At 36.6% G+C, this 24,721-nt stretch carries 21 protein-coding genes; all 21 read right to left on the bottom strand.

Going from position 1 to position 24,721, the window contains the following annotated elements; genetic code table 11:
- Positions 1-15: 15 nt before the first annotated feature.
- Positions 16-1,608, bottom strand: coding sequence for a CDP-glycerol glycerophosphotransferase family protein (locus tag M014_RS0111670; RefSeq protein ID WP_026591892.1), 1,593 nt, complete (start codon positions 1,606-1,608; stop codon positions 16-18).
- A gap of 160 nt (positions 1,609-1,768) precedes the next feature.
- On the bottom strand, positions 1,769-3,409 hold the full coding sequence (tagH, locus tag M014_RS0111665; RefSeq protein ID WP_026591891.1) for a teichoic acids export ABC transporter ATP-binding subunit TagH: 1,641 nt from the start codon (positions 3,407-3,409) through the stop codon (positions 1,769-1,771).
- Positions 3,410-3,424: 15 nt separating this feature from the next.
- A complete protein-coding gene (locus M014_RS0111660; protein ID WP_026591890.1) occupies positions 3,425-4,228 on the bottom strand; it encodes an ABC transporter permease in 804 nt (267 codons plus the stop codon).
- A 1-nt stretch (position 4,229) separates the two neighbouring features.
- Complete coding sequence (locus M014_RS0111655) at positions 4,230-5,426, bottom strand: CDP-glycerol glycerophosphotransferase family protein (RefSeq protein WP_026591889.1); 1,197 nt, start codon at positions 5,424-5,426, stop codon at positions 4,230-4,232.
- Between the two features lie 139 nt (positions 5,427-5,565).
- Complete coding sequence (locus tag M014_RS0111650) at positions 5,566-6,744, bottom strand: CDP-glycerol glycerophosphotransferase family protein (protein ID WP_081811024.1); 1,179 nt, start codon at positions 6,742-6,744, stop codon at positions 5,566-5,568.
- 6 nt (positions 6,745-6,750) lie between these two features.
- On the bottom strand, positions 6,751-7,146 hold the full coding sequence (tagD, locus tag M014_RS0111645) for a glycerol-3-phosphate cytidylyltransferase (protein WP_026591887.1): 396 nt from the start codon (positions 7,144-7,146) through the stop codon (positions 6,751-6,753).
- 368 nt (positions 7,147-7,514) lie between these two features.
- A complete protein-coding gene (locus M014_RS0111640; RefSeq protein ID WP_026591886.1) occupies positions 7,515-8,516 on the bottom strand; it encodes a rod shape-determining protein in 1,002 nt (333 codons plus the stop codon).
- Positions 8,517-8,678: 162 nt separating this feature from the next.
- The gene (gene spoIIID, locus M014_RS26830) at positions 8,679-8,951 is read right to left on the bottom strand and encodes a sporulation transcriptional regulator SpoIIID (RefSeq protein ID WP_000544009.1); all 273 of its coding nucleotides are present in this window, start codon (positions 8,949-8,951) and stop codon (positions 8,679-8,681) included.
- 328 nt (positions 8,952-9,279) lie between these two features.
- On the bottom strand, positions 9,280-9,414 hold the full coding sequence (locus M014_RS0111630) for a hypothetical protein (RefSeq protein ID WP_026591884.1): 135 nt from the start codon (positions 9,412-9,414) through the stop codon (positions 9,280-9,282).
- 141 nt (positions 9,415-9,555) lie between these two features.
- Positions 9,556-10,569, bottom strand: a complete 1,014-nt coding sequence (locus tag M014_RS0111625; protein ID WP_026591883.1) for a M23 family metallopeptidase — start codon at positions 10,567-10,569, stop codon at positions 9,556-9,558.
- Between the two features lie 162 nt (positions 10,570-10,731).
- A complete protein-coding gene (locus M014_RS0111620; RefSeq protein ID WP_026591882.1) occupies positions 10,732-11,439 on the bottom strand; it encodes an ABC transporter permease in 708 nt (235 codons plus the stop codon).
- Complete coding sequence (locus M014_RS0111615; protein ID WP_026591881.1) at positions 11,439-12,281, bottom strand: ABC transporter ATP-binding protein; 843 nt, start codon at positions 12,279-12,281, stop codon at positions 11,439-11,441. Before M014_RS0111615 ends, M014_RS0111620 begins: the two co-directional genes overlap by 1 nt.
- 189 nt (positions 12,282-12,470) lie before the next feature.
- Entirely contained in the window at positions 12,471-13,478 is a 1,008-nt protein-coding gene (locus tag M014_RS0111605; RefSeq protein ID WP_026591880.1) for a LytTR family transcriptional regulator DNA-binding domain-containing protein, read from the bottom strand.
- 154 nt (positions 13,479-13,632) lie between these two features.
- Positions 13,633-15,246, bottom strand: coding sequence for a long-chain fatty acid--CoA ligase (locus M014_RS0111600; RefSeq protein WP_026591879.1), 1,614 nt, complete (start codon positions 15,244-15,246; stop codon positions 13,633-13,635).
- A 713-nt stretch (positions 15,247-15,959) separates the two neighbouring features.
- Entirely contained in the window at positions 15,960-16,973 is a 1,014-nt protein-coding gene (gene spoIID, locus M014_RS0111590) for a stage II sporulation protein D (RefSeq protein WP_026591878.1), read from the bottom strand.
- A gap of 281 nt (positions 16,974-17,254) precedes the next feature.
- Positions 17,255-18,559 (bottom strand): UDP-N-acetylglucosamine 1-carboxyvinyltransferase, encoded by a 1,305-nt coding sequence (gene murA / locus M014_RS0111585; protein ID WP_026591877.1) that lies wholly within the window; start codon positions 18,557-18,559, stop codon positions 17,255-17,257.
- Positions 18,560-18,594: 35 nt separating this feature from the next.
- Positions 18,595-19,302: a YwmB family TATA-box binding protein gene (locus M014_RS0111580; protein WP_026591876.1), complete on the bottom strand. Its 708-nt coding sequence runs from the start codon at positions 19,300-19,302 to the stop codon at positions 18,595-18,597.
- Between the two features lie 52 nt (positions 19,303-19,354).
- Entirely contained in the window at positions 19,355-19,591 is a 237-nt protein-coding gene (locus M014_RS0111575; RefSeq protein WP_026591875.1) for a DUF1146 family protein, read from the bottom strand.
- A 237-nt stretch (positions 19,592-19,828) separates the two neighbouring features.
- Positions 19,829-21,343: an NADH-quinone oxidoreductase subunit NuoN gene (gene nuoN, locus M014_RS0111570; RefSeq protein WP_026591874.1), complete on the bottom strand. Its 1,515-nt coding sequence runs from the start codon at positions 21,341-21,343 to the stop codon at positions 19,829-19,831.
- Between the two features lie 7 nt (positions 21,344-21,350).
- The gene (locus M014_RS0111565; RefSeq protein ID WP_026591873.1) at positions 21,351-22,853 is read right to left on the bottom strand and encodes an NADH-quinone oxidoreductase subunit M; all 1,503 of its coding nucleotides are present in this window, start codon (positions 22,851-22,853) and stop codon (positions 21,351-21,353) included.
- Positions 22,850-24,709 carry an NADH-quinone oxidoreductase subunit L gene (gene nuoL / locus M014_RS0111560; protein ID WP_026591872.1) on the bottom strand — a complete coding sequence of 620 codons (1,860 nt, stop codon included), beginning with the start codon at positions 24,707-24,709 and terminating at the stop codon, positions 22,850-22,852. Before nuoL ends, M014_RS0111565 begins: the two co-directional genes overlap by 4 nt.
- Positions 24,710-24,721: the final 12 nt, after the last annotated feature.

The raw sequence follows: 24,721 nt of genomic DNA, 5'->3' as shown, positions 1-24,721 counted from the left end.
CTACATAATCTTCAGCTATCGCTTTAATTGCTTAGCTTTTTCAAATATCCCTTTCGCAATCCTCTTTGAATTATTCTGATCGACATATGAAAATAAGCGATTTCTAAGCAATGTATATTTTTCTTTTTCCTTAAACCCATTATTTATATAAAAATCCAGTGATCGGATTAGCTCCTCCACATGGATGCATCTATCTCCAAACAGTTCCCGTTCTACATCTAAATACCCATTTAACATACCATCAAATTGAAAGAAAATAATTGGCTTTTTTAAATAGTACATGTCCCAAGAAACACTAGAATAATCTGTTATAAGCAACGAAGATTCCATTATCAACTCATTAATTTTTATATCCCCGTATCTAACAAACTGTACATTTGGGGTATGATATCGGAAATAATGAATAGAATTATGAATTCTTGGATGCATACAAAATTTTAATATAACGTTATTTTTCTCTAATTGTTCAGCTAGGTTTGTATCATTTAGTAGCCTTTCATATTGCCTATAGAATTGACTATTTAAAAACTCTTCCTCTGATACTTCATCTAGCCACTCTCGCCATGTCGGCAGCAATAAAATTTGCTTTTGCTTCCCGCTCCTATTTTGCAAATGATCCCACCTTGCTAATCCGCTCACAATGATTTCATCTTCTGTGTAATTGAAAAATTGTTTTACAATTTCTTTTTCGTATTCCGAGGATACAAAAAATAAATTTGTTCCATTCGGGCTCCCTTTTTTAAAGATCGAATCTACCTTTTTTAACCCTAGTACACCGTGTTGTAAAAAAACGTGTTTTTTAGCATGGATAACTTTCTTTAACGTTCCTCTGTTTTCCTTCCATATATAACAGTGTGCTTTTGACTCAGAAGATATCATAAATGTACTAGCAAGGAGATAAATCATATGCTTCACACTCATAAAATCAATAACTTTATCCTCATATTGATTGAGCATCTTATAGTCATTAGATCTTTTGTTAATTACATAATATAGGTTAGGAAATTGCTTATGATCATAGCAATACTTAAAGAAATAATAAGAATTATCTTGTGCAGTTTGGCTAAATTTTTCATATGCTAATACAATGCATTTTCGATCCCAATATCGTTTAAACGTATAGTATATAATTAGTGCCACCTTTTCTTTCAAGGCATATTTTAGCTGGTCATAAGCTCCCTTTTTTCGATAATGTAAGCTGAGCCCACCTTTAACAGTCACATATGGATACACTACATACCCACCTTCAGTATGGTCACGCTGTAAGCGATTGTTTATTTTTTTATTAACAATGTAGCTAGGATGTTTAACTCGATAGCTTTTAAGTTCATCAGATTTCAAATGCACATAAAAATCCCAAAAAAACGGACCTAGCTCAAGTTGACTCAATTCTACTTCGAAGACAATCTTTTTTTCAAATTTATTTACGTTACTTTCTTGATAGGGGAGATGATAAAATTTATCTTCTCCCCTTTTTTTTAAAGTTACACCCTTTGTCTCACATTTACCTGTATATTTTATTCTAATAGCAAATTGCCACTTTTTTTTTCTCTTCTTAAACGATGTTATTCGCATTTTAGCAATTAATTTTCCAGAGGATTTTACCATTCGCCTCACTCTTTCCTCAATATTTCACTGAATTTAATTCATAAAGTTAGCTATACAGCTGCGCACCTTAGATTTCTAAGTAACTTTTATCGTATAACTCAACTATGAGCGATATACGAAGGTTTTAATCCTGCCGTAATCATGCAAATCCTTCATCCATTTAATTAACGTGTAAAAATACAGATATCTGATCGATAGTTATACCATCTACGGATGATAATTTAAAATCATATTTATCAGAGCGATATATAAATGATGCTCCGTCTTCACTTGTTAATTGTGCTTGACCTAACTTCTCTAACATCGCTGCTTTCGGGATAGACATATTCTGCATTGTAACTTGTTTTACAATGGACTGCTGGTTATATAGAACAATAATGTTTTTATAACTATTTAATGTACCTTCTAATAGATTTTCGACATTTTTCGATTTCCCTATTACACTTTGCACATCTTGTTGATTTTTTCCTAATAAAGATATACCATTTTCAAAATCTTGATTTGAGCCCGATAGCTCCTTTAACTTGTTATAGATATCCTCATACTGTAATGCTGAGCTAAAAGGAATCGCACTAGAAACACTCTCACTAACCCAACCTTCCGTTCCATCTTCATATACAAGTTTTAACCAATTGATATCATCTTTTGCATCTTTTTGCTGTTGTTTTACAACAAACGGTGTGCCGAATCCTATCATGTTTACTTGCTCGCTATTTAGATTTGGCATACTTCTCACATGTGCCTTTGCTGTTTTCACATATCGAACATCTAAATTTGCCACCGGATTTTTTTTCTTTTCGGCGGAAACATGTTTCTTTTTACCTACTGCCTCTACCTGTGGCGATTTTGAGAATGCATCTTTTTTCAAATAAGCAGTACTTCCTAATCCGATACATAAAACCAATCCTGCCAAAGGAATCGTATACTTTTTCTTGTTATTACTTCTCTTGCGGCTTAATGTAGTATAGGGTAATTTCCTACTTAATTTTTCATCACTTTCTTGCTTCATATCTTGTCCGGCCTGTTTTCGCTGCGCCTCTTCTTTAAATTTCTGTTGCTCTTCTTTACTCATTGCACGATATTCTTTTAAAAACTGCTCATATTTAGGCATTACATCTTGGATGAGTCCATAATCTTTAATTTCACCATATTCAAGCCACAATGCCTTTGTACAAAAAGACTTAACTTGTCCTAATGAATGACTCACAAAAAAGATCGTTTTCCCTTGTTCTTTAAATTCATTCATTCGCTTTAAACATTTATCTGTAAATGTTTGATCTCCTACAGACAAGGCTTCATCAATAACTAAGACATCTGGATTAATATTCACAGAAATTGCAAAACCAAGGCGGGATTTCATACCACTAGAATATTTTTTTACAGGCATATCAATAAACTTACCAATATCAGCAAACTCAATAATATCTGGTGCTAAAGCTTGAATCTCTTCTTTGCTTAAACCCATCATCAGGCATTTTAGTTCAATATTTTCCCGACCCGTTAATTGGTTATTAAGTCCAGCGGCTATTGCAATAAGTGCAATTTTCCCCTTTATATCAATACTTCCCAACGTAGCTGGTGTAATACCAGCAATTAAATTAGACACTGTGGATTTACCAGATCCATTTACGCCAATAATACCTATTACATCCCCTTTTTGAGCCTCAAAACTTAAATTTCGTAATGCGTAAAAATCTTCACCGAATCCGCCAGGGCATATAATATCCTTTAACTTATCAGAACTTTTACTATGCATTTTATATTTTTTTGTTACATTATGAAACTTCACTGAATAATTCATTTTTTACAATCCTCATTATAGGTAGTCTACAAAATGTTTTCTAAATTTCACATGTATTGCTGTACCAATCAATAACATAAGGAATACAATTCCCCAAAAATAGAGCGTGTATTTTATATCTTCATAAAACCAACCTGTTCCTAAAAAAGCATCTCGATAACCTTCAACGATATAACATAATGGGTTTAGTTGCATAATCTTTTGTAATGATAGCGGTAACTTCTCAGGAGTCCATAAAATAGGAGTTAAATAGAGTAGCATCCGCATTAAAGATTGAACTATCATTTGTACGTCACGTACGATTGTAGCTAACGTAGAAGTAATTAAAGAAAATGCAAAGATTAACATAACGGCGGAGAACATATAATAGATCAGTTGGAGATAATGTATTGAAATCCCTTGACCCGTCACTAAAAATATTACAGTAACAATACCAACTAATATTATATGTTGATAAAAGTTAGCCATAATTACATAGCTAGGAATAACACTCATTGGAAAGCTCATCTTTGAAATCATATTCAATCTTGTATAAATAGATTTAGAGGCCTGCATAGTTGCAGGGTTAATAAAGAACCACACAGATATACCTGACACCAACCAATATACAAACGGTATACCATCAACACTGGAGCCACCCCTTATTGCAACTCCAAAAACGAACCAATAAATACACATTTGAATTAAAGGGTTTAACATTTCCCAAATAATGCCTAGATAGTTATCTTTATTTGTACTTTTAACTTGATAAATAGATAGACGTTTAATTAAATAGAGACTATTTATCTGTTCTTTTAATACCATAATCATTGCATTCATTTTATTGTGCCTCTCCAAAAAACACTTTCTCTACCACACGTCTAGATGCAAAACCATCTTCCAAATAACAGTAGTTACTATAGAAAGTATCGTATTTTTTTTCAAATTCGCCTAATCCATTCCTTTGGAATTTCATAATTTCTTCTAACACACCTTCACTTGTTGAAACAACTGGTCCAGGGGCTTCTTTTTCTAAATCAAAATAAAAACCTCTTAGTTTATCACGATATGAATCAATATCATACGTGTAAAAAATCATAGGCCTTTTTAAATTGGCATAATCAAAAAAGACAGAAGAATAATCTGTAATTAGCAAATCTGATAACACGTATAATTCATTAATATCAACATGCTGCGAAAAATCATAAACAAATCCTTTATAGGGGGCTAAATCAAATTGCTCTGCTACTAGGTAATGCATTCTTAGCAAAATAATATACTCAGAACTTAAATTTCGTTGTAAAAGGCTTAAATCCAATTGCAAGTCCAGCTTATAACGCCCTTTACTATAAAATTGATCATCCCTCCATGTTGGAGCATATAAAATAACTTTTTTATCTACCGGTAAACCATTCTTTTTCTTTATCTCTTCAATTTTCTTATCATTATTGTCTACATATAAAAAATCATTTCGAGGATATCCTGCCTCAACTATATTTTTTTTAAATTGAAACGCCCTTTGAAAAATCTCTGTGGAATATGCATTAGGTGATAATAAATAATCCCAATTTTGCACTTCTCTTTTGAAATTTTCCTTATATTTTTCTGTAGTTGTTCCTGGCATATGGACTTCATTCATATCCATTGCTAATTTCTTTAATGGTGTACCATGCCAAGTTTGTACATAGGTGGTGTGCTTCGGTTTTGGGAGCCACAATGGCATCCGACTATTTGTAACCCAATATTGTGCACGTGCCATTAAAATAAACCAACGAAGCGAAAAACGTTTAATATATGGAATATTTGCCTCTTTAAACTGTACTGTGTAATTTTTATTCACACTCCAAACCATATGGAATCCTGCCTGTTGTTCCATATATTCATATATCGCACGCGGGTTACAACTGTACTGTTTGCCAGAAAAACTTTCAAAAACAACTAATTTTTTCCGAACAGGTAAGCGACTACAAGCGACAAATATCGTTTTACAAACAACCTTTATGATTCGATGGTTTTTTATTCTTCTGATTACACTCATTTTTATTAATCACCTTCTAACTACAATTAGCCGTTTTATAAATTACACACTAACAATTAAAATTCTTACATAAATAAAAAAGCTAAGTAATTTTCATGAATTTCACTTAGCCTCTTTCACTCGCTACTTATGACATAGCTTAAATCTTAATTTCATTTCGACCAAATAAGTAATTCACTAAATTCCTACTTGAATTACCATTTGAATATTGATTCCAACGTGCATTAAATTGTTCCAACTTTTTAATATCGAATGAATGATTTTGTATCGTCTCAATAATTTCAGCCGAACTATACACAACGGGTCCAGGAACATCTAACATAAAATCTCCAATGATTCCTCTTTTCTTCGCGTATTTCTTTAAATCATATGTGAAGAATACCATTGGTTTATTTAGTAGACAAAATTCAAAAGGTACAGAGGAATAGTCTGTTATTAAAATATCCGTTACTAAAAACAAATCATTTATATTAGGATATAGAGAATAATCATATAGGAAATTCTTATATTTTTCCTTGTATCCCAATTCATTCCTAATAGCAGGGTGTAGTTTAATAACAAGAATATATTCATCTTTTAACGCTTCATACATTGCATTAATATTTAAATGTAAGTCAAAATCTTCTAGCTCTTTATCTCTAAAAGTCGGCGCATATAAAATTACTTTTTTCTTTTTTAAATCGGGATTATCACTTACAAGATTATGGATAATGTGTTTTTGATCATCTTTATTAAAAAACAAATCCGTACGCGGAATACCTGTTTTTAATATATTGTCGGTTGTTATTCCAAATGCATTTATATAAATCTCTGCCAATGAATCTGATCCTACAACAATCTTATGAAAATTGTTATATACCCTTAAAAATCTATTCTGAGCATATTTACTTCTCTTTTTAAAAGAAGGAGCTAGTAATCCAAATTTCTTGATAGCGCCTGCCGCATGCCAAAGTTGGATACATTGTACCCCACTTTTAAATCGGACCGTCGACAACGATCCGAAATAATTATCAATAATGACGTGTTGAGCTGTCGCTAAATGATATATTGCTTGTACCGTTTGTGCTATATTTTTTGTTTCAAATGCGAATGATTTTACATCCGAATAACTTTTTACTTCATACTTACAAGTTGCTTTATATAAAAAAACAACTTCACAATCTATATGTTGCCTCTTCATTTCTTCATAGATAAAAATAAGATTTTCCCCATAAGACATAATAAAGGTCACCTTATTTTTAAGGGGGAATAACTTTGCTATACTAAATAGGATTTTGAATACAGTGAGGTATACCGTTATAATAAATTCTCGAAACATACTAAACTACCTAGCAACTAGCACTAGCTCCTTTTTAATTTTAGTAGTAGAAATCCCAATTGTTCTTGGTAAATAAACAACCTCACAGTGTTCCTTCAAGAAATCAAAATTTCCTTCCCAATCATCACCCATAACAAAAATATCCACGTCATGATTAATAACATCTTCCATTTTTTGTTCCCAATTATGCTCAGGAATTACCTCATCTACATAGCGAACCGCTTCTAGAATCATTTTACGATTTTCATAGCTATGATAAGATTTTTTATTTTTTAATTTATTAAACTCATCTGAAGAAACCGCAACAATTAAATAATCCCCCAAATCTTTCGCTCTCTTTAACAAATTAATATGTCCCCAGTGCAATAAATCAAAAGTCCCATATGTAATAACCTTTTTCATAATCCTGCCCCCTGCGAATTATCATTATCATTTCATAATTTTTTAGTTTATAAATATATTTAAATTAGAGCTTTTCCTATACAAGTGAATCGTGAGGGAAACTCGCATCCAATGTAAAAATTATGTAATTCTAAGATATTTTTACATAATTTTTACATTCAGTTCACACGAAATTCACAAAAGTGATTATAACATATTTTTTATTTACAAACTATGACAACCAGATGAAGATTATTGTCATATTAAACAAAAGAATGCGCTTTCTTGTCGTTTTTTGTAATGTTCATTTGCTTTTAAAAAAATAACAAAAAAAAGGTGCGAAGAAAATATTCCCTTCGCACCTTTTCTAAATTATAAACTTTCCAGCCTTATCGCAACGCACGACGTGGTAATTTATCAATATTCTCTAACATGATACCCGTACCAACAGCAACACAGTGCATTGGGTTTTCAGCGATTAATACTGGTACTTTTAATTCTTCTGCTAGAAGCATGTCAATACCGTGTAATAATGCGCCACCGCCTGTTAAGATAACACCGCGGTCAATGATATCCGCAGATAGTTCTGGCGGAGTACGTTCCAATACGCCTTTTGCAGCTTGTACAATGACAGCTGCATTTTCTTTTAATGCTTCTGTAATCTCTTCTGAACATACTGTAATTGTACGTGGTAAGCCCGTTACCATGTCACGTCCGCGAATTTCAAGTTCTTCACTACGTGCACCTGGGAATACTGTACCGACTTTAATTTTAATATCTTCTGATGTACGCTCCCCAATTAATAGCTTATACTTACGTTTAATATAATTTAAGATTTCCATATCAAACTTGTCGCCAGCCATTTTGATAGAGGAGGAGGTAACAATATCACCCATTGAAAGTACAGCGATATCTGTTGTACCTCCGCCAATATCAACAACCATATTTCCGCTCGGTTGGAAGATTTCCATACCAGCACCAACAGCAGCTACTTTTGGTTCTTCTTCTAGGAATACTGTTTTACCACCTGAACGTTCAGCAGCTTCACGAATTGCTTTTTGTTCTACAGATGTGATGTTTGTTGGACAACAAATTAAAATGCGAGGTTTTGAAAAGAAGCTCTTCACGTCCAATTTGTTAATGAAATACTTTAACATTGCTTCTGTAATTTCGAAATCTGCAATTACACCATCTTTAAGCGGACGAATCGCTATAATATTACCAGGTGTACGCCCTACCATACTTCTTGCGTCTTCACCTACCGCTAATACTTTTCCAGTATTACGATCAATTGCTACAACAGACGGTTCGTTTAAAACGATCCCTTTACCCTTTACATGAATTAATACGTTAGCCGTGCCTAAGTCAATTCCGATATCTCTCGCAAACATTCCTGCCTCTTCCTCCTTGATATTCAAAATCAGGTTGTACCCGAATTCTTTTACACCTAATTTCAGATTTTATCATAGTTTTAACGGAAACGTAATATTTGAAAAGATAATTCTTCTGAAAAATGTTCCGTTATTCTCAGGGGAATGTTTGCATATGATACTTTATTGTCGCACAGGCTTTTCTACATCTTCTTTTCTGTACTTCTGTTTCGTCGCTTCTCCGCCTCTTAAGTGACGAATCGACTTATGATAATCAAGAATTTCTTTCACTTCATTTGCGAGCTCTGCATTAATTTCTGGTAAACGTTCTGTCAAATCTTTATGGACTGTACTCTTTGATACCCCAAACTCCTTTGCGATTACACGCACTGTCTTTCTTGTCTCCACGATATACTTACCAATCTTGATAGTTCTCTCTTTGATGTAATCGTGCACACCACTCGCCTCCCTAAATTGGATGTGAGAAGTGTGAAATGAGACTCGCTGCATATGACTAAGAAGTAAATTCGAGTGCTGTTTGTAAGCGTTAAACATTCTGGATTTTATAATGAAATGATTCACGATTTCTCACCTCAAACACTCTCTTTGCATTGGTTTATAACATTGTATTGCTCGCACTACTGATATATGCTACAAGTTCGGTATTTTTGCGGACTAAGTTAAGAAAAATTACAATTTTGTATGAGAAATACGTTAACAATGACAATTTTCACTTGATAAATTTCTATACAAAACAAAAAAATGACGCCTCTTGTCAAAGGCGTCATTCTTCACGATCACATTCTTCCTCTAATAATTGATGGCGGGGAACTTCTTTCTTACTCGCAATGTAATAATATAAAGTAAATAAAATGAACACTAAAATAAGAGCAATCGACAGCACAAATAAAAATGACATAGAATCCCCTCCTTTTCTTAATATATATTCGAGAATTCCGTCAAATTTCCTTGTTATTGCGATTTTCTTCCTTTAAACGAATTATTTTTATATAAAAATAAAAAAATCAACTCCCTAGTGAGAGCTGATTTTTTCGTTTGACTATTCTTGTGTAGAAGAAGAATCGCTAGATGATTCCGTAGAACCATTTGTTGATTTTTCCTCTTTTTTCCCTTTTTCGTCAGCTGAACTATTTGTTGATTTCTCTTCTTTTTGTGACTTTTCATCAGCTGAACCACTTGTTGATTTCTCTTCTTTTTGTGACTTTTCGTCAGCTTTGCCGCTTGTTGATTTTTCTTCTTTTTGTGACTTTTCGTCAGCTTTGCCGCTTGTTGATTTTTCTTCTTTTTGCGATTTTTCATCAGCTTTGCCGCTTGTTGATTTTTCTTCTTTTTGCGATTTTTCATCAGCAGAACCATTTGTTGCTTTCGCTGAACCTGCTTCTGCTTTTACATCTGTCGCAAGTTTGTTTAGGTAACGCTCTGGATTTACAGCTACATTCTCTTTACGTACTTCAAAGTGTACATGAGAACCTGCTTCTTTATTCATTGCGCTTAGACCGGATTTTCCTAACACTTCACCTTGTGCAATTGTTGCACCTTTTTCTACTTTTACACTGCCTAAGCTTTGATAAGATGTTGTAAGACCATTTCCGTTATCAACTGTTACGACATAACCAAGAAGCGAATCTTTTTCCGCCTTTACTACTTTACCGCTTAAAGCAGCTGTAACATCGAATTCTTTCCCATTTTTCGCAGCAATATCGATGCCTTTATTAGGAGAATATGTGTTGTTATAAAAGACAAGTGCTTGTTCTTGCTCCTCCTCTGCTGCTCCATCCTCATAAAACTTCTTCTTCACAACAACATCTACATTCGTTGCAGCTGGCATTTTCACAACTTCTGAAAATTTTGTTACTGGTACTGCTGGATTTTCCGTTTGACCATACGGCGCACTTTGCTCTTTATTAGGTTCTTTCTTTGGATTTGCTGCCTGGAACCATAGAGCGACTGTCAAGATTACCGCTGCACATGCAATATAGATTGCCGGAAATACCCACCGTTTTTGAAATAAATGAACTACCTTTTGCGACTTTTTATTATTCCTTCCTCGCATTCTATCATCACCTCAGCAATCATTTTGAACAATATTCGTTTATCCTATACAAGCTATAACCAATTACTTTTCGACAAAATTTGTAAGAATATGTATAAGAATCACAAAATTTCCGAGGAAATGATAGAAAAAAGAAAAAACTGAGCGGATTGGCTCAGTTTTTTAGTCTAGTTGTTTCTTTTTGTAGACAATAAAACATGCAAGTAAAGAAATTACAAACCAAACGAGCACATTCAATAAATCTCCGCTAATGCTGCTAAACCCATTGCCCTTTACTACACTTTTAATTGCCTTATCAATATGAAATGTCGGAAAGTACCCAATCACTGTTTTTATTGCTTTATTTTCAACAAGTGGTTCAAATTGCACAGCTAAATAAAGAGTCATCAAAATCGGCATTCCGATCAGTGATGTTTGTGGTACAGATGAAGCAATTAGTCCAATCATTGTACCAATTATAATAAATAACATTGTTCCGCATAAAAATAGCAAACCGAGTAATGGAAGATTTCCATCTAGCTGATCTAGAATGAATAAGTTGGCGATGCAAATCACAATCGTAATACATGCGGTTAATATACTTTTTCCAATCAGTACTTCAGCTGAAGAAGCCGGTGATAACATTAATACACGTAATGTATGTTTCTCTTTCTCTTCTGCAATAACCATAGATTGAGCAAACCCTGCAACAAATAGAAACGTCATGAGTGTAATGGTCCCTAAACCTGCTCCACTCGCGTTACCAAACCGGCTAAATATGAAAGCAAATATAATTGGCATTGCCGCCATTAACAATACTTGTGAATTTGCTTTAAAATCCTGTACCTCTTTTCGAAAAATAGCTGATACACGTCTCATTGAAAACGTCATTATAATCCCCTCCCAGTTACTTCAATAAAGATATCCCCTAAAGTCGGTTCATGCGAATGAATTGATAAAAGCTCACCTTGTTTCATCCATTCCGAAATACGTTTTGCCCCTAATTCATCTTTTTGCACTGTTTCTTTTTTCTTATTTGTTAAAACCACTTCGATTTTGTCTTTCGCATATTGAAGCCTTAAGTTCTCCGGTGTATCAAGTGCTACAATTTCCCCGCCGCATAAGAATGCAATGCGGTCACAAAGCGTCTCTGCTTCATCCATGTTGTGGGTCGTTAAGAAAATAGTTGTTCCTTCTCTATTTAAGTCTTTTAAGATGTTATGAATGTTTTGGACATTTACTGGATCAAGTGCTGATGTTGGTTCATCCAAGAAGAGAATATCCGGTTTATGCAGGATTGCTCGTGCTAGCGTAACGCGCTGCTTCATCCCTTTTGATAATTTTTTAACTGGTGTTTTTTTATCTTCTAATAAATTCACTTGGGATAGTACTTCATCGATTCGTCCTTTTGGACAATCATATAAGTCGCAAAATAATAGTAAGTTATCATAAATGCTAAGTCTTTCATATAAACCGCTGTTATCTGTCAAAATACCGATTTGTTTATAATCAATGCTGCCTGGTCCGGCAATATCCTTCCCTAGTACTCTCACTGTTCCAATACTATGAAGTAATTGAGAAGTTAAAATTTTCACCGTTGTTGTTTTTCCTGATCCACTCGGTCCAAGAAACCCGAATATTTCTCCTCGCTTCACTTCAATATTCACATTTCGAAGTGCTGTTTTCCCGTCAAAGGATTTCATTACATCCTTCATTTCAATTGCCAATGTCATTTCGTCATCCCCTTTGTTTTTCTTTTATAGTTGAAATTCGCTTCAGTGGCTTGTTTGCCGCCTCCGCTTTTTAGTTTCGCTGCTTGTGACTTAATCTTATGAAAAACAAAGGGATTACGCATTAAAACATCGATAAAAGGAGTATTTTCACCGGCGAATGAATCCTATTTTTAGCTTACTGGAGCATAATTACAGTCCAATTACACCTTTTAATTCATCCATTCGACCCTTCGAAAGTGGAATTGAGCTTTTTCGTTCATCATCCAAAATTAAGCTAAAGCTATTACGAGTCCAAGTGATTACTTCTCGTACACGCTGTAAGTTAACAAGGTAAGAACGATGACATCTGAAGAATCCGAAACCTTTTAATCTTTCTTCTAACTCACTTAATGTTAACGCGCATACAAAGTCTCCTTCGCGGACATGAATATGCGTTGTTCCATTTTGTGTTTCAATAAAATGAATTTCCATTGGATCAAGCAAAATGATTTTATCGCTCACTTTCGCTGGAATTCTCTCGAGCTTCATTTGCGGAATCATTTGAACGATGTTTTCTAGATCTATCTCTACCTCTTCTTCCTGCTCGATTTCTACTTTTTTAACGCCATCTAGATTTAATATATACACATCTTCTGTTAAAGAAAGTGCATCCGACAAAAAGGATGATGTAATAAAGATGGCCTTTCCTTGTTCTTTCATCTTCATAATTGCTTTTCGAATGATAATTGTACTTTCTATATCTACATTTTGTTCGGGTTCTTCCAAAATAATTAAATCCGGATTATGAATCATGACCCGGCCAATATGAAGACGCCGTTTTTCAGAAAATGATAGTTTTTCGATTTTGATGTTCATTTTATCTAGTAAACCAACATACTGAACAACTTCTTCTATGTTAATATTCGAGTTATACAATCCGGATAAAAAGGCGAAGTATTCTCTCACTTTTAACCGATCGTATGCTTCATCTTTTAAAAAGCAAAAACCAATGCGTGAGTAGAATTGCTTTTGAATCGGTTTCCCTTCAAATAAAACACTTCCAGTCGATGCCTCTTCTTCACCGATTATAATGCGGTGTAAAATCTTCGCCGTATGATTGTTACATTGCAGCACAACGCATTGCCCTTTTTTAATTTCAAGCTGAATCGCCTGCAATTGATTCGTCTTACCCAATTGTTTTAACTCCAATAACGCCATGGTTTCTCCTCCAGGTGAGTTTTTTACCTTATTATATCAAACAATTAATGGAAAATTATGATATTTATTCCGTATATAAAAAGAAGCTAATTTAAATTAGCTTCTTTTTGTCGAAACGCTAATATATTCGAAAGCGAGTGAAACAAAACAATTATTACTGCTTCACCAAATAACTCTTCAGCTGATCACGAAGCGCTCTTTTCAAGAATTTCCCGACGGATGTTTTCGGAATTTCCTCGACAAATAAGATGTCGTCCGGCATCCACCATTTCGGGAATTGTTCTTCTAATAATGCATAAAGCTCTTCTTGTTCTACTGTTTGTTCTTCTTTTAAGACAACGCAGGCAACAGGGCGTTCTTGCCATTTTTCATGCGGAACAGCAACGACAGATGCCTCTAGCACTTTATCATGTGCCATTAAAGCGTTTTCTAAGTCCACGGAGGAAATCCATTCACCGCCGCTTTTAATTAAGTCTTTCGTACGGTCGGCAATTTTAATAAACCCTTCTGGATCAACAGTTACAATATCTCCTGTATGTAGCCAGCCATCCTTCATAGAATCTTCTGTGCGTTCATCTTTATAATAACTACCGGCAATCCATGGTCCGCGTAGGCAAAGCTCTCCCATTTCTTCACCGTCCCATTTGATTTCCCCATCTTGACCAATTACCTTCATTTCAAGTCCTGGGATTAAGTAACCTTGGCGGGAGCGTAACTCATAATATTCCTCTTTCGGTAAATCGCGCTGATATGATTTTGGACAGTTAATCACAACAGCTGGACTTGTTTCAGTCATCCCATATATTTGCCTAAAAGCAATTCCATAGTTCTCCTCATATGTGCGAATCATACTTCCTGGTGCTGCTGATCCACCTGACCATATTGTACGAATACTACTAATATCATACGGGTGCTTTTCAAGCTCTTGTAACAGGCCAATCCAGATTGTTGGTACACCGGCAGCAATCGTCACCTTCTCACGTTCAATAAGCTGTGCCAAAATTTCCGGTGTAAAGTGTGGCCCTGGTAAGACGAGCTTTGTACCGAACCATGTACCTGCAAATGGAAGTCCCCATGCATTCACATGAAACATTGGAACAACAGGCATACAAGTATCTACTTCTGAAATGTTACCGCCGTCCACAAGGCCGAGTGTATAGCTATGGAGTGCGATGCTACGGTGTGTATATACAACGCCTTTCGGTTTTCCTGTCGTTGCAGAAGTGTAGCACATACCTGCAGGCTCTTTTTCATCTAAATCTGTTATAAATGGGAATGTTTCGTCGCCTTCTTCAAGTAGTTTGTCATAATGATATGCTGGTGATAGTGTTGTGTGAGGTAGTTCGTGATCATCTGTCATAATAATAAATGCTTTCACATGAGGAATTTCGTGTTGAATACTTTCGAGTACAGGAACCATATCTTCATCAACAAGAATGATTTTGTCTTCAGCATGGTTAATGATATAAGAAATGTGATCTGCAGAGAGACGTAAGTTAATCGTATGTAATACCGCTCCAAGTCCTGGGATCGCAAAGTACGCTTCCAAATGTCGGTGATGATTCCAAGCAATTGTTCCGACTTTATCTCCTTTATCAATTCCCATTTTGCTTAGGATACTAGCAAGCCGCCTTGTCCGCTTCGCAATCTCTCCGTATGTTAATGTTTGAATACGAGATGCAGTGCGTGAGACGACTTCCTTTTTTGAAAAATATTTCTCAGCTCTCTCCATCATCGCTGGAATGAGGAGTGGTACATCCATCATCATGTTTCATGCCCCCTGTTATTATATTTAATCACCCAACTGTATTATAACACGAAGGAACATAACGAAAGGAAGCAACATTTCTTTCATTTTCTACAAAAAATGACATCCCATTAAAGCTGTATTAAAACATCCATTCTACTTTATAGAACATATCCACAAGTGATATTTTATTATATGAATGATTTTTTCGATCTCTAATTCGGCATGCAAAATTGCATGCCAAAACGTATTGATATAATTATAAACGCTTACTATAATGAAGACATCAAGATTTGAAACATCTTAATATTCGAACTAAGAGGAGGATTAATATTATGGAAATCGCAATGGCTGTATTGAAATTTATTGGTAGCATAATCCCATTAGTACAAGACCTTTTAAAATCAGTAATGTAAACTTATTATCCTGCAATTATCTTTAATTACTATCATACAAATGATCTGTAAATCAAAGAATATTTGATTTACAGATCATTTGTGTGATCCAAATTCACGGAAGAAAAAGCGTCCGAAAGGCACAAAAAGACGCTTCTTCTTTCTCATCTTATTCATTTATAAATAATGCCCCTCTTGACGTTTTAACAGATACACATGGAAAAGCAAAAAATTCCTGCTCATTATATAAAAATGTATAGATTTCAAGAAATAACACGCTCCTCTTTCAATAAGGACAAAAAGCCCATCTATTATGATGGACTTCGTATTACTTCTCAATTAATTTTTCGCCATTAACTTTCCTTCATACTCATTCATCGTTTTAATTTCGATCCCTTTATAATAATGAGTAACAATATCTGTATACACTTTTCCCTCTTTCGCCATTCCATTGGCACCATACTGACTCATGCCAACGCCATGACCATATCCTTTCGTTGTGACGACAATGTTATTTCCTTCTTGTTTCCACGTAAAGTCCGAAGAACGTAAATCTAACTTTTCTCGCACTTCTTTTCCTGTTAATGTCTTCCCTTGAAATTCTACATCCTTTACACGCTTTCCTTTTGTACGCTCTTTAATATTGCCAACTTTCCCGCTTTCCAGTACCTTTACACCAAGACGCTTTTGAAAATCAGCTACGGTAAAAATTTGCTCACTCGCAAATTTCGGAGAAACTTGGTCCCAAGGACTGTCTACGCTTTTCAAATACGGTAAGTCCTTGCCAAAATAGTCTGCAGCATTTTCTGTATAACCATTGCTTGTTGAGAAGAAGGACGCTGTAATGGGACTACCGTCATACGTTAAAACTTGTCCGGCTGTTTTAGACACAGCTTCCTCAATCTTCTTCAAGTTTTTCTCATAGTCTCTGCCCCATGTCTTCTTTAATTCTTCTTTACTTTTGTACACTTGATCTCCCACCGTATCGGTCACATCCGCGTTATTTTTCTTACTTCCGCTTAGCATACGCTGTACAATAAATGTCCTTGCCGCCAATGCCTGTGCTTTTAATGCCTCCATTTCAAAGCTAGCATTCATCTCAGAGGCTACTACACCTGTCACATATTCTTCCATCGGCACTGTCTCTACTTTCTTTTGTGCATTACGATACACAGTCACTTTGACAGCGGTATCTACCTGTTTAGGAGCTGGCACACTTTGCATCGCTGGAGGATTTTTGGGCGGCTGACTTGTCTTTTCTTTCGTAAATGGAATGACAAGCACGGTCGGTACAATAATGACGAGCGCTACTAAGAGCGCCATTGTAATGAAAAGTGGCTTTGAAATTTTCATCTTTTTCCCCCGCTATGAAATTAGACTCATTTCATTCTTATGGAGCATGGCGAGTTTTTAGAACATACCGGGAGAAACTTCTTCTATTAGGAGGCTTCCTCATTAAACGAACGAATTTTCTAAATATTTTTTAATGAGACGTGCATAAGTTGGGCTTTTCTTGACTATAACTGTAATGAATACTCCCCCACTTAACTTCGTTTGAAGTAGGGATACTCTTTCGATAAAATTTGATAGAAAAAAAATCGCCCCTATGTCAAAAGACATAGAGACGATTTTAATTAAGCGTGAAGATCAGAAATTTGTTGTTCTTTCACTTCTTCTACTTTTTCGTTTACACGTTCAATTGTTGCACCTAATGCAGCTAACTTCTTATGGAAGTTTACATATCCACGATCAAGGTGTTTTAATTCTGTTACACGAGTGTAACCCTCTGATACTAAACCAGCTAGAATTAATGCTGCTGCTGCACGTAAGTCAGTTGCTGACACTTCTGCACCTTGCAAGTTGTTAGGTCCGTTCATAATAACAGAGCGACCTTCAATTTTAATATCAGCATTCATGCGACGGAACTCTTCTACATGCATGAAGCGGTTTTCAAATACCGTTTCTGTAATCATGCTTGTTCCATCAGCATGTAATAATAATGCCATCATTTGTGATTGCATGTCTGTTGGGAAACCTGGATGAGGCATTGTTTTAATGTCAACAGCTTTTAATTTATCTGGGCCGATAACACGTACACCTTCATTTTCCTCAATAACCTTAACACCCATCTCTTCCATTTTCGCTGTAACTGAACGTAAATGTTCTGGTACAGCATTTTCAATTAAGATGTCTCCACCAGTAATTGCTGCTGCAACCATAAATGTTCCCGCTTCAATACGGTCAGGAATAATAGAATGATGTGCACCATATAATTTATCTACACCTTCAATACGAATCGTTCCAGTTCCAGCTCCGCGTACTTTCGCTCCCATTGCATTTAAGAAGTTAGCTAAGTCAACGATTTCTGGTTCTTTCGCTGCGTTTTCAAGGATTGTTGTCCCTTTTGCTAATGTAGCAGCAGACATAATGTTTTCTGTTGCACCTACGCTTGGGAAGTCTAAGTAAATTTTCGCGCCTTCTAATTGTCCATCTACATAAGCTTCAACAAATCCATTACCAACTTTTACTTTTGCTCCCATTGCTTCGAAGCCTTTTAAATGTTGGTCAATTGGACGTGAACCAATTGCACATCCACCAGGAAGTGCAATACGAGCACGACCATTACGTGCTAATAATGGTCCCATTACTTGAACTGACGCACGCATTTTACGTACATATTCAAATGGCGCTTCAATATTTAATTCCTTTGAAGCATCGATTGTTACTTGATTATTTTCAAATACGACTTCAGCATTTAAATGACGTAATACCTCATTAATTGTGTATACATCAGACAAAACTGGTACTTCAGATAGTACATTCTTTCCATCACTCGCTAATAGGGCTGCAGCGATTATAGGTAATACAGCATTTTTCGCGCCCTCAACACGCACTGTGCCGTTCAACCGCTTTCCGCCACGGACGATGATTTTTTCCAATTTATTCCCCTCCGTGTCCTTTTTTCAATATCTATTCAATACTCAGAAGTTATGATCGGTGTGCCAACCACAATTGTATCTTTGTTGTCTGTAGAACGTATTGCTATTTGCACATTGATTTTCTCTCTATTTGTTGAAAGAGCGTCATTCCACTTTTTATTATATGCCGAGACTGACACAAATGCTCTTTCTTCTATCTTTTCGATCGCTCTTGCTGAAAGATCTTTCAAAACCTGATTGGTTTTATTTTGCAAAACACCTTCAATCTTATCATTCAGTACACCTTGAACACAAGTGTAAATTGTGGGTTTTGTACTAAAAATTTTATCCATTTTTCGAATATTTTCAGGGTCCCATCTTGACCCACTCACTTCAAAGATAATGAAAGTGTTTTCTTTAGTATTTTCCTTACTCCAAGTTACTACTATTCGTTCTTCATGAGAAGAGAACTTTTTGTATGCTGTTGCTTTATATCCGTCATGAGATGGTTCCAATTCCCATTTTTGAATATTCGCTTTTTCTTTCACTTCATTTAACAACTTTTGAAACGTATGTATGTTAGAAATGGTTTTGGTTTCTCGTGCTAACCATGACCACCGCTCTACCTCTGCTCCATTTTTTTCAAGAGCTGCGATCATACTCTCCATCTTCTCTTCGTCACTTACGGGTTTTATCTGTTTATACCCGACCAAGAATACGACAATACTTACGACAACAATAAGAATTGTTTTCAAGCTTTTCAAGGTTCATCCCCTCCTATCCCCATTGTTAACGGAGATATGAGGTTCTATACAATTACTTTACTAAATACGTTAAACTCTTCGAATACCCTAAATAATCAAGAAAAAAGTTGCTGACAGATGTACCGATTGCAATCGTAACAAGAATAAGCAAAATCCTCGTCTGCATTACCTTTCCAGATTTCATCAGGCGTTCGATATGGATACCTTGTAAGGCCCACCATGTAATGGTAATAAACAATAAATGCGAAACAATCGCAATCAGTGCTTGTTGCCCTAAAAGCTGCGCCAAAAAAATCGACTCCTTTTGTTTGGCTTGCCATCACTTAGGATGCAAAACGATCCCATACAAATGGAAACCACACTTTTTCACGCTCAAATAGGTAGTATAAAGTTTTCTCTCCGAAATTGCTAGAGAAGAACTACCTATTAGAATTTACTTTACCTACGCATCACATTCGTGAAAGATAAAAGCTTCTTGCTCCACAATAAAAAGCGTAGAGCGGTAACTCTACACTTTTTATTGTCACTATTGTACCACGTTCCCCGTAAAGAAGAAATCTTTCATGAGTGGAAAATATTCATAAAAGAAATTGTAGCCAATCGTCGGTAGAATCCCGAGTAATACGATTGAAATTGCACAAAAACTAATGACGACCTTCAAATTGATCGGTAGGTTTACCTGCTTTTCTTCACTGCTCTTTCGAAAGAACATTTGCTGCAAAATACGGAAGTAATATACAAATGAGATAACCGTTGTGCCCATCATGACTGATGCTAGTACGTAATGAGCTGGACTAGCTGTAAAGGCGCTTAAGAAAATATTAATCTTTCCGATAAAGCCCGCTGTTCCTGGAATTCCTGCCAAAGACAGAATAAAAATAGTCATCGCTACAGAAACAAACGGAGAACGTTTGTATAAACCTGCGAAAATTGTTAAATTTCCCTTTCCACTTTGTAAGATTAACCCATGGATGACTGCAAAAGCTCCTATATTCATTAACACGTATGCCAACATATAAAACCACATACTATCCATTGTAAATGGCGATAACGCTACAAGCGGAACAAGTAAATATCCAGCATGCGCTATGCCAGAATAGGCAAATAACCGTTTTACATTGTATTGCTTTAGCGCCACGATATTACCGATAATCATTGTAATAATAGCGAGCACGGCGATATATACGCTCATATTACCGAATATGGATTGCTCACTTCCATGAACCGGTATGCCGCCGAATACCATGAAAAACAATCTTATCATCATAATAAAGCCGGCGATTTTAGAGATTGTCCCAAGGAAAGCTGTAACAGGTGCTGCGGCCCCTTCATATACATCCGGTGCCCACATATAAAACGGTACTGTCGCAATTTTAAAGGATAACCCAACAAACAGAAGCAAAAAAGCAAGCGATAGCAAAAGTCCAATACTTCCATCTACACCTTGCATGAGAACTTCCTGCATACCCAGAATATTAGTCGATCCCGTAATACCATATAAATAGCTCATTCCAAAGAGAGTGATAGCCGTGGCAATTCCGCCATTAATGACATATTTCATTGCTGCTTCATTCGAAGCACGATTTTTCTTTCGAATCCCTACTAAAATGTACGAAGACAATGACAACAACTCTAGACCAATAAAGAGCGTAATAAAATCAACGCTAGATGCCATGAACATCGCCCCGAGAACTGCCATTAAAAATAAGTAATAGTATTCTCCCTTATCTTGAATCGGCTCTTTTTTATCATCACTCATCGCCACAAACAAGATGAGAATCGCTCCAATTAATAGTAATGTTTTAAAACCTTTTGAAAACCCATCTAGTACAAACGAACCACTTAAAATGTCTCCAGCCGGTTCACTATACAATGTAATTAACGCTATTAGTGATAGCACCGCTGATACAATCGCTCCAATCCCTAAATACTTACGATCAAACTTTAGAAATAAATCAAAAAGCGAGAGAAGGATGGCCGCCCCAAGAATGATGAATTCCGGTACCATTAAATGCCAAGATAAACCAAGTAATGTATTCATATCCATCCTATCTCACCCCCAATATTTTCACAGTGTATTGCAGCGGCGTTCCTAACAGTTCTGGCATAACACCAATTGCGATAATACAAGTGAGTAATAACACAAGCGGAATGTATTCCCAGCCGCGAACATCCGGCCGCGCTTCCAATTCCTTCTTTCCAAATGTCACTTGAAGCGTAGCCCTTAAGACATATACCGCTGTTAAAATAATGCCGAGCGCACCAATTGCTGCGATTACCTGCTTCCCCTGAAATAATCCGAGGAACGCAAGAAACTCACCAACAAACCCAGACATTCCTGGGAGGCCAAGCGAAGCCATACTTCCTGCTAATAAAAAACCACTTAGCACCGGAACTTGTTTTGCGAGTCCACCAAGCTTCGTAATATCAGAAGTGTCAAAGCGCCGTTCAATCATACCGAGTAAGCAAAATAGTAACGCTGCAATTAAACCGTGAGATATAACTTGAAATAGCGCTCCCTTCATGCCAGCTGCATTCAGTGCCCCAATCCCCATTAACACAATTCCCATATGCGAAATACTGGAGTAGGCAAGTACCTTTCGAAAATCGGTTTGAATCATCGCTAGAAAAGCACCGTACAGCAAGTTGATTACTCCTAAAATCGCTATAAGCATCGCAAAGTCATGAAACTGCTCCGGGAATAGCCCTTTCCCAAAACGAATGATACCGTATGCTCCGATCTTGAGCAGAACACCCGCGTGAAGCATCACCACTGCAGGATGGGCTTCTACATGCACATTCACCATCCAGCGATGCAAAGGAAAGACCGGCAGTTTAATGGCAAAGGCAATCATAAGTGCAATAAATAAACCGAGCTGCAATGAATTTGAAATATCGCCTAGGAGCGTCGTTTCCGCTCCAGTCAAAATATCTTTTAACTCTGTAATATTTGTTGTACCTGTTTTTGCAAAGAGGATAGAGAAAACAATGAGTAAAATTGCTGATCCAATTCCGTTATAAATCAAATAACTATAGGAAGCTTTTTCACTGTTCAATTTCCCCCACTTTCCGATAAGCAAAAACATCGGTGGTAGTGTGAGTTCAAAGAAGACAAAGAAGAGAAGTAAATTTTCGGCTGCAAAGACACCAAGCATCCCAATTTCAAGTGTTAGTAGGAGCATGTAAAAACCTTTTATATTTTTTTGAATGGAAAAGGCAGCTATCGCCGCAAGTGTTGCTAAAAGTGCTGTAAGTATCATCATCACAAGCGAAAAACCATCAATACCAAGTTCATAGTAAATAGAAAACAACTTTTCATCTACTTGCGAAAAGCTTCCAAATTGAATCCATTTCACCTTTTCAGCAAAAATCGTTAAGCTCTTTCCGGAAGCGTATGTACTAGCTAAAACAATCGCGATGCCAAGCGGAAGAATTGTTCCGAACAAACCGAGGCCTCGCATTGCACGCACTTCCGTTTTCGGCGTTAATGTAAGTAAGAGAATCCCTAGAAGCGGAGAAAAAATAAAAAACGATAATAATAATGCATTCATTGCCAATACCCCCCTGTATATAACAGAATGACAACTAATGCCGCTAAAGAAACAGCCATAACGGTTCCGTATACTTGTACGTTTCCATTTTGAAGTTTAGAACCCACGTTGCTCGTTCCTTTCACAATACGCCCAATTAACTGAGCGATCCCTTCCACAATATATACTTCACATAAGCGAAGCACATAAGCGATTCCTTTAACGAGCGGGACCACAGTTACGTTATATATTTCATCTACATAATATTTTTCCTTTAAGAGACTATATAGCACGGTTTCTTTTCCGCCAGCCCAGTCTCGAGAGATGGATCGTTTCCCATAGATGAGATATGCCAAGAGAATGCCAGCAAGCGAAACGAGTGTCGCAACAATCATAATCCACACCGGGCCATGGCTTTGCTCTACTTGAAACGGAATATCCTTCGTAAGCCAGTCACCAAGGAATGTTCCAAACCATGGCGTATTGATGTAACCTGCCAAAACTGCGAGAACACCAAGGACAATCATTGGAAATGTCATAACGCGCGGAGATTCACGCACATCTTCTTTCTTCGCCTCTCCTGTAAAGACAAGAAAGTATAACCGAAACATGTAAAACGCCGTTAGGAAGGCCGCCAGAACCGCAAGGACAAACAACACATAATTGCCGTGCACCCACGTCGCTACCAAAATTTCATCCTTACTAAAAAAACCTGAGAGGAGCGGGACACCACTAATTGCTAGCGTGCCGATTAAGAAGAGTAGCCCCGTCACTTTCATTTTTTTCTGTAATCCGCCCATTTCATTAATGTTTTGCGTATGCACCGCATGAATCACGCTTCCTGCCGCTAAAAAAAGTAGCGCTTTAAAGAAAGCATGTGTCGTTAAATGAAAGACCCCGGCCACATACCCTGCCGAGCCAAGCGCGAGCATCATATAGCCCAGCTGGCTGACTGTTGAATATGCGAGGACTCTTTTTATATCCGTTTGTACGAGGCCGATGGACGCGGCAAAGATTGCGGTAAAGGCACCGACAACCGCGACTGTTTGCATCGCTACAGGACTTGCAGAAAATAGCGGAAACATCGTTGCCACTAAGTACACACCTGCCGCGACCATCGTCGCCGCGTGAATGAGTGCTGATACTGGTGTTGGTCCTTCCATCGCATCCGGAAGCCACGTATGAAGCGGAAACTGACCTGATTTCCCCATGGCACCGATAAAAATTAAAATTGCCGTGAGCGTAATCATGGTAGGTGATACGTCTCCCATTTTCATTGCTTTAAAGATAGCGTCGTACTCAAAACTACCAGCTTGCCAGAAAAGTAAAATCATCCCGATAAATAAGCCTACATCCCCAATACGCGTCATAATAAACGCCTTCTTCGCCGCCAACTTTGCTTCTTCTTTAAAGAAATAGAACCCAATTAATAAAAACGAGCCAAGTCCAACTAATTCCCAAAATATATAGAGCTGCAATAAATTCGTCGAGATGACAAGCCCAAGCATCGCAAATGTAAAGAGCCCTAAATATGCATAAAAGATAGGTAACCTCTCATTATCATGCATATACCCTTTCGAATACACATGCACGAGGAAGCTAACGAGCGTTACAATAAAAAGCATCAAAGCATTTAATGCGTTAATCTCAAAGCCAAATGAAAGATCCACATCACCAATTCGGAGCCATAACCACTGATGTTTTACTGTTTCTGATGAAAACCGTTCTATTAATACAGTCGCCGCACCCACAAAGGAAAGAAATGTGAGAAAGATACCAAGCCAGCTGCTTCCTTCTCTCAATTTCCCCCCAAATATAATGAGCAAAAAAAACGAGGCAAGCGGGAAAAGCGGTATGAGCCATGCATAATCGATCATTGTTTCCTTCCC

It is taken from the genome of Bacillus sp. UNC437CL72CviS29 (assembly GCF_000482345.1).
Classification (GTDB): Bacteria; Bacillota; Bacilli; order Bacillales; family Bacillaceae_G; genus Bacillus_A; species Bacillus_A arachidis.
This window is presented reverse-complemented; position numbering and strand designations above follow the sequence as displayed.

Excerpts from the sequence above, each read along its gene's own strand:
- M014_RS0111670 (WP_026591892.1), bottom strand. The coding sequence starts at position 1,608 with ATGGTAAAATCCTCTGGAAAATTAATTGCTAAAATGCGAATAACATCG.
- tagH (WP_026591891.1), bottom strand. The coding sequence starts at position 3,409 with ATGAATTATTCAGTGAAGTTTCATAATGTAACAAAAAAATATAAAATG.
- M014_RS0111660 (WP_026591890.1), bottom strand. The coding sequence starts at position 4,228 with ATGAATGCAATGATTATGGTATTAAAAGAACAGATAAATAGTCTCTAT.
- M014_RS0111655 (WP_026591889.1), bottom strand. The coding sequence starts at position 5,426 with ATGAGTGTAATCAGAAGAATAAAAAACCATCGAATCATAAAGGTTGTT.
- M014_RS0111650 (WP_081811024.1), bottom strand. The coding sequence starts at position 6,744 with ATGTTTCGAGAATTTATTATAACGGTATACCTCACTGTATTCAAAATC.
- tagD (WP_026591887.1), bottom strand. The coding sequence starts at position 7,146 with ATGAAAAAGGTTATTACATATGGGACTTTTGATTTATTGCACTGGGGA.
- M014_RS0111640 (WP_026591886.1), bottom strand. The coding sequence starts at position 8,516 with ATGTTTGCGAGAGATATCGGAATTGACTTAGGCACGGCTAACGTATTA.
- M014_RS0111630 (WP_026591884.1), bottom strand. The coding sequence starts at position 9,414 with ATGTCATTTTTATTTGTGCTGTCGATTGCTCTTATTTTAGTGTTCATT.
- M014_RS0111625 (WP_026591883.1), bottom strand. The coding sequence starts at position 10,569 with ATGCGAGGAAGGAATAATAAAAAGTCGCAAAAGGTAGTTCATTTATTT.
- M014_RS0111620 (WP_026591882.1), bottom strand. The coding sequence starts at position 11,439 with ATGACGTTTTCAATGAGACGTGTATCAGCTATTTTTCGAAAAGAGGTA.
- M014_RS0111615 (WP_026591881.1), bottom strand. The coding sequence starts at position 12,281 with ATGACATTGGCAATTGAAATGAAGGATGTAATGAAATCCTTTGACGGG.
- M014_RS0111605 (WP_026591880.1), bottom strand. The coding sequence starts at position 13,478 with ATGGCGTTATTGGAGTTAAAACAATTGGGTAAGACGAATCAATTGCAG.
- M014_RS0111600 (WP_026591879.1), bottom strand. The coding sequence starts at position 15,246 with ATGATGATGGATGTACCACTCCTCATTCCAGCGATGATGGAGAGAGCT.
- spoIID (WP_026591878.1), bottom strand. The coding sequence starts at position 16,973 with ATGAAAATTTCAAAGCCACTTTTCATTACAATGGCGCTCTTAGTAGCG.
- nuoN (WP_026591874.1), bottom strand. The coding sequence starts at position 21,343 with ATGAATACATTACTTGGTTTATCTTGGCATTTAATGGTACCGGAATTC.
- M014_RS0111565 (WP_026591873.1), bottom strand. The coding sequence starts at position 22,853 with ATGAATGCATTATTATTATCGTTTTTTATTTTTTCTCCGCTTCTAGGG.
- nuoL (WP_026591872.1), bottom strand. The coding sequence starts at position 24,709 with ATGATCGATTATGCATGGCTCATACCGCTTTTCCCGCTTGCCTCGTTT.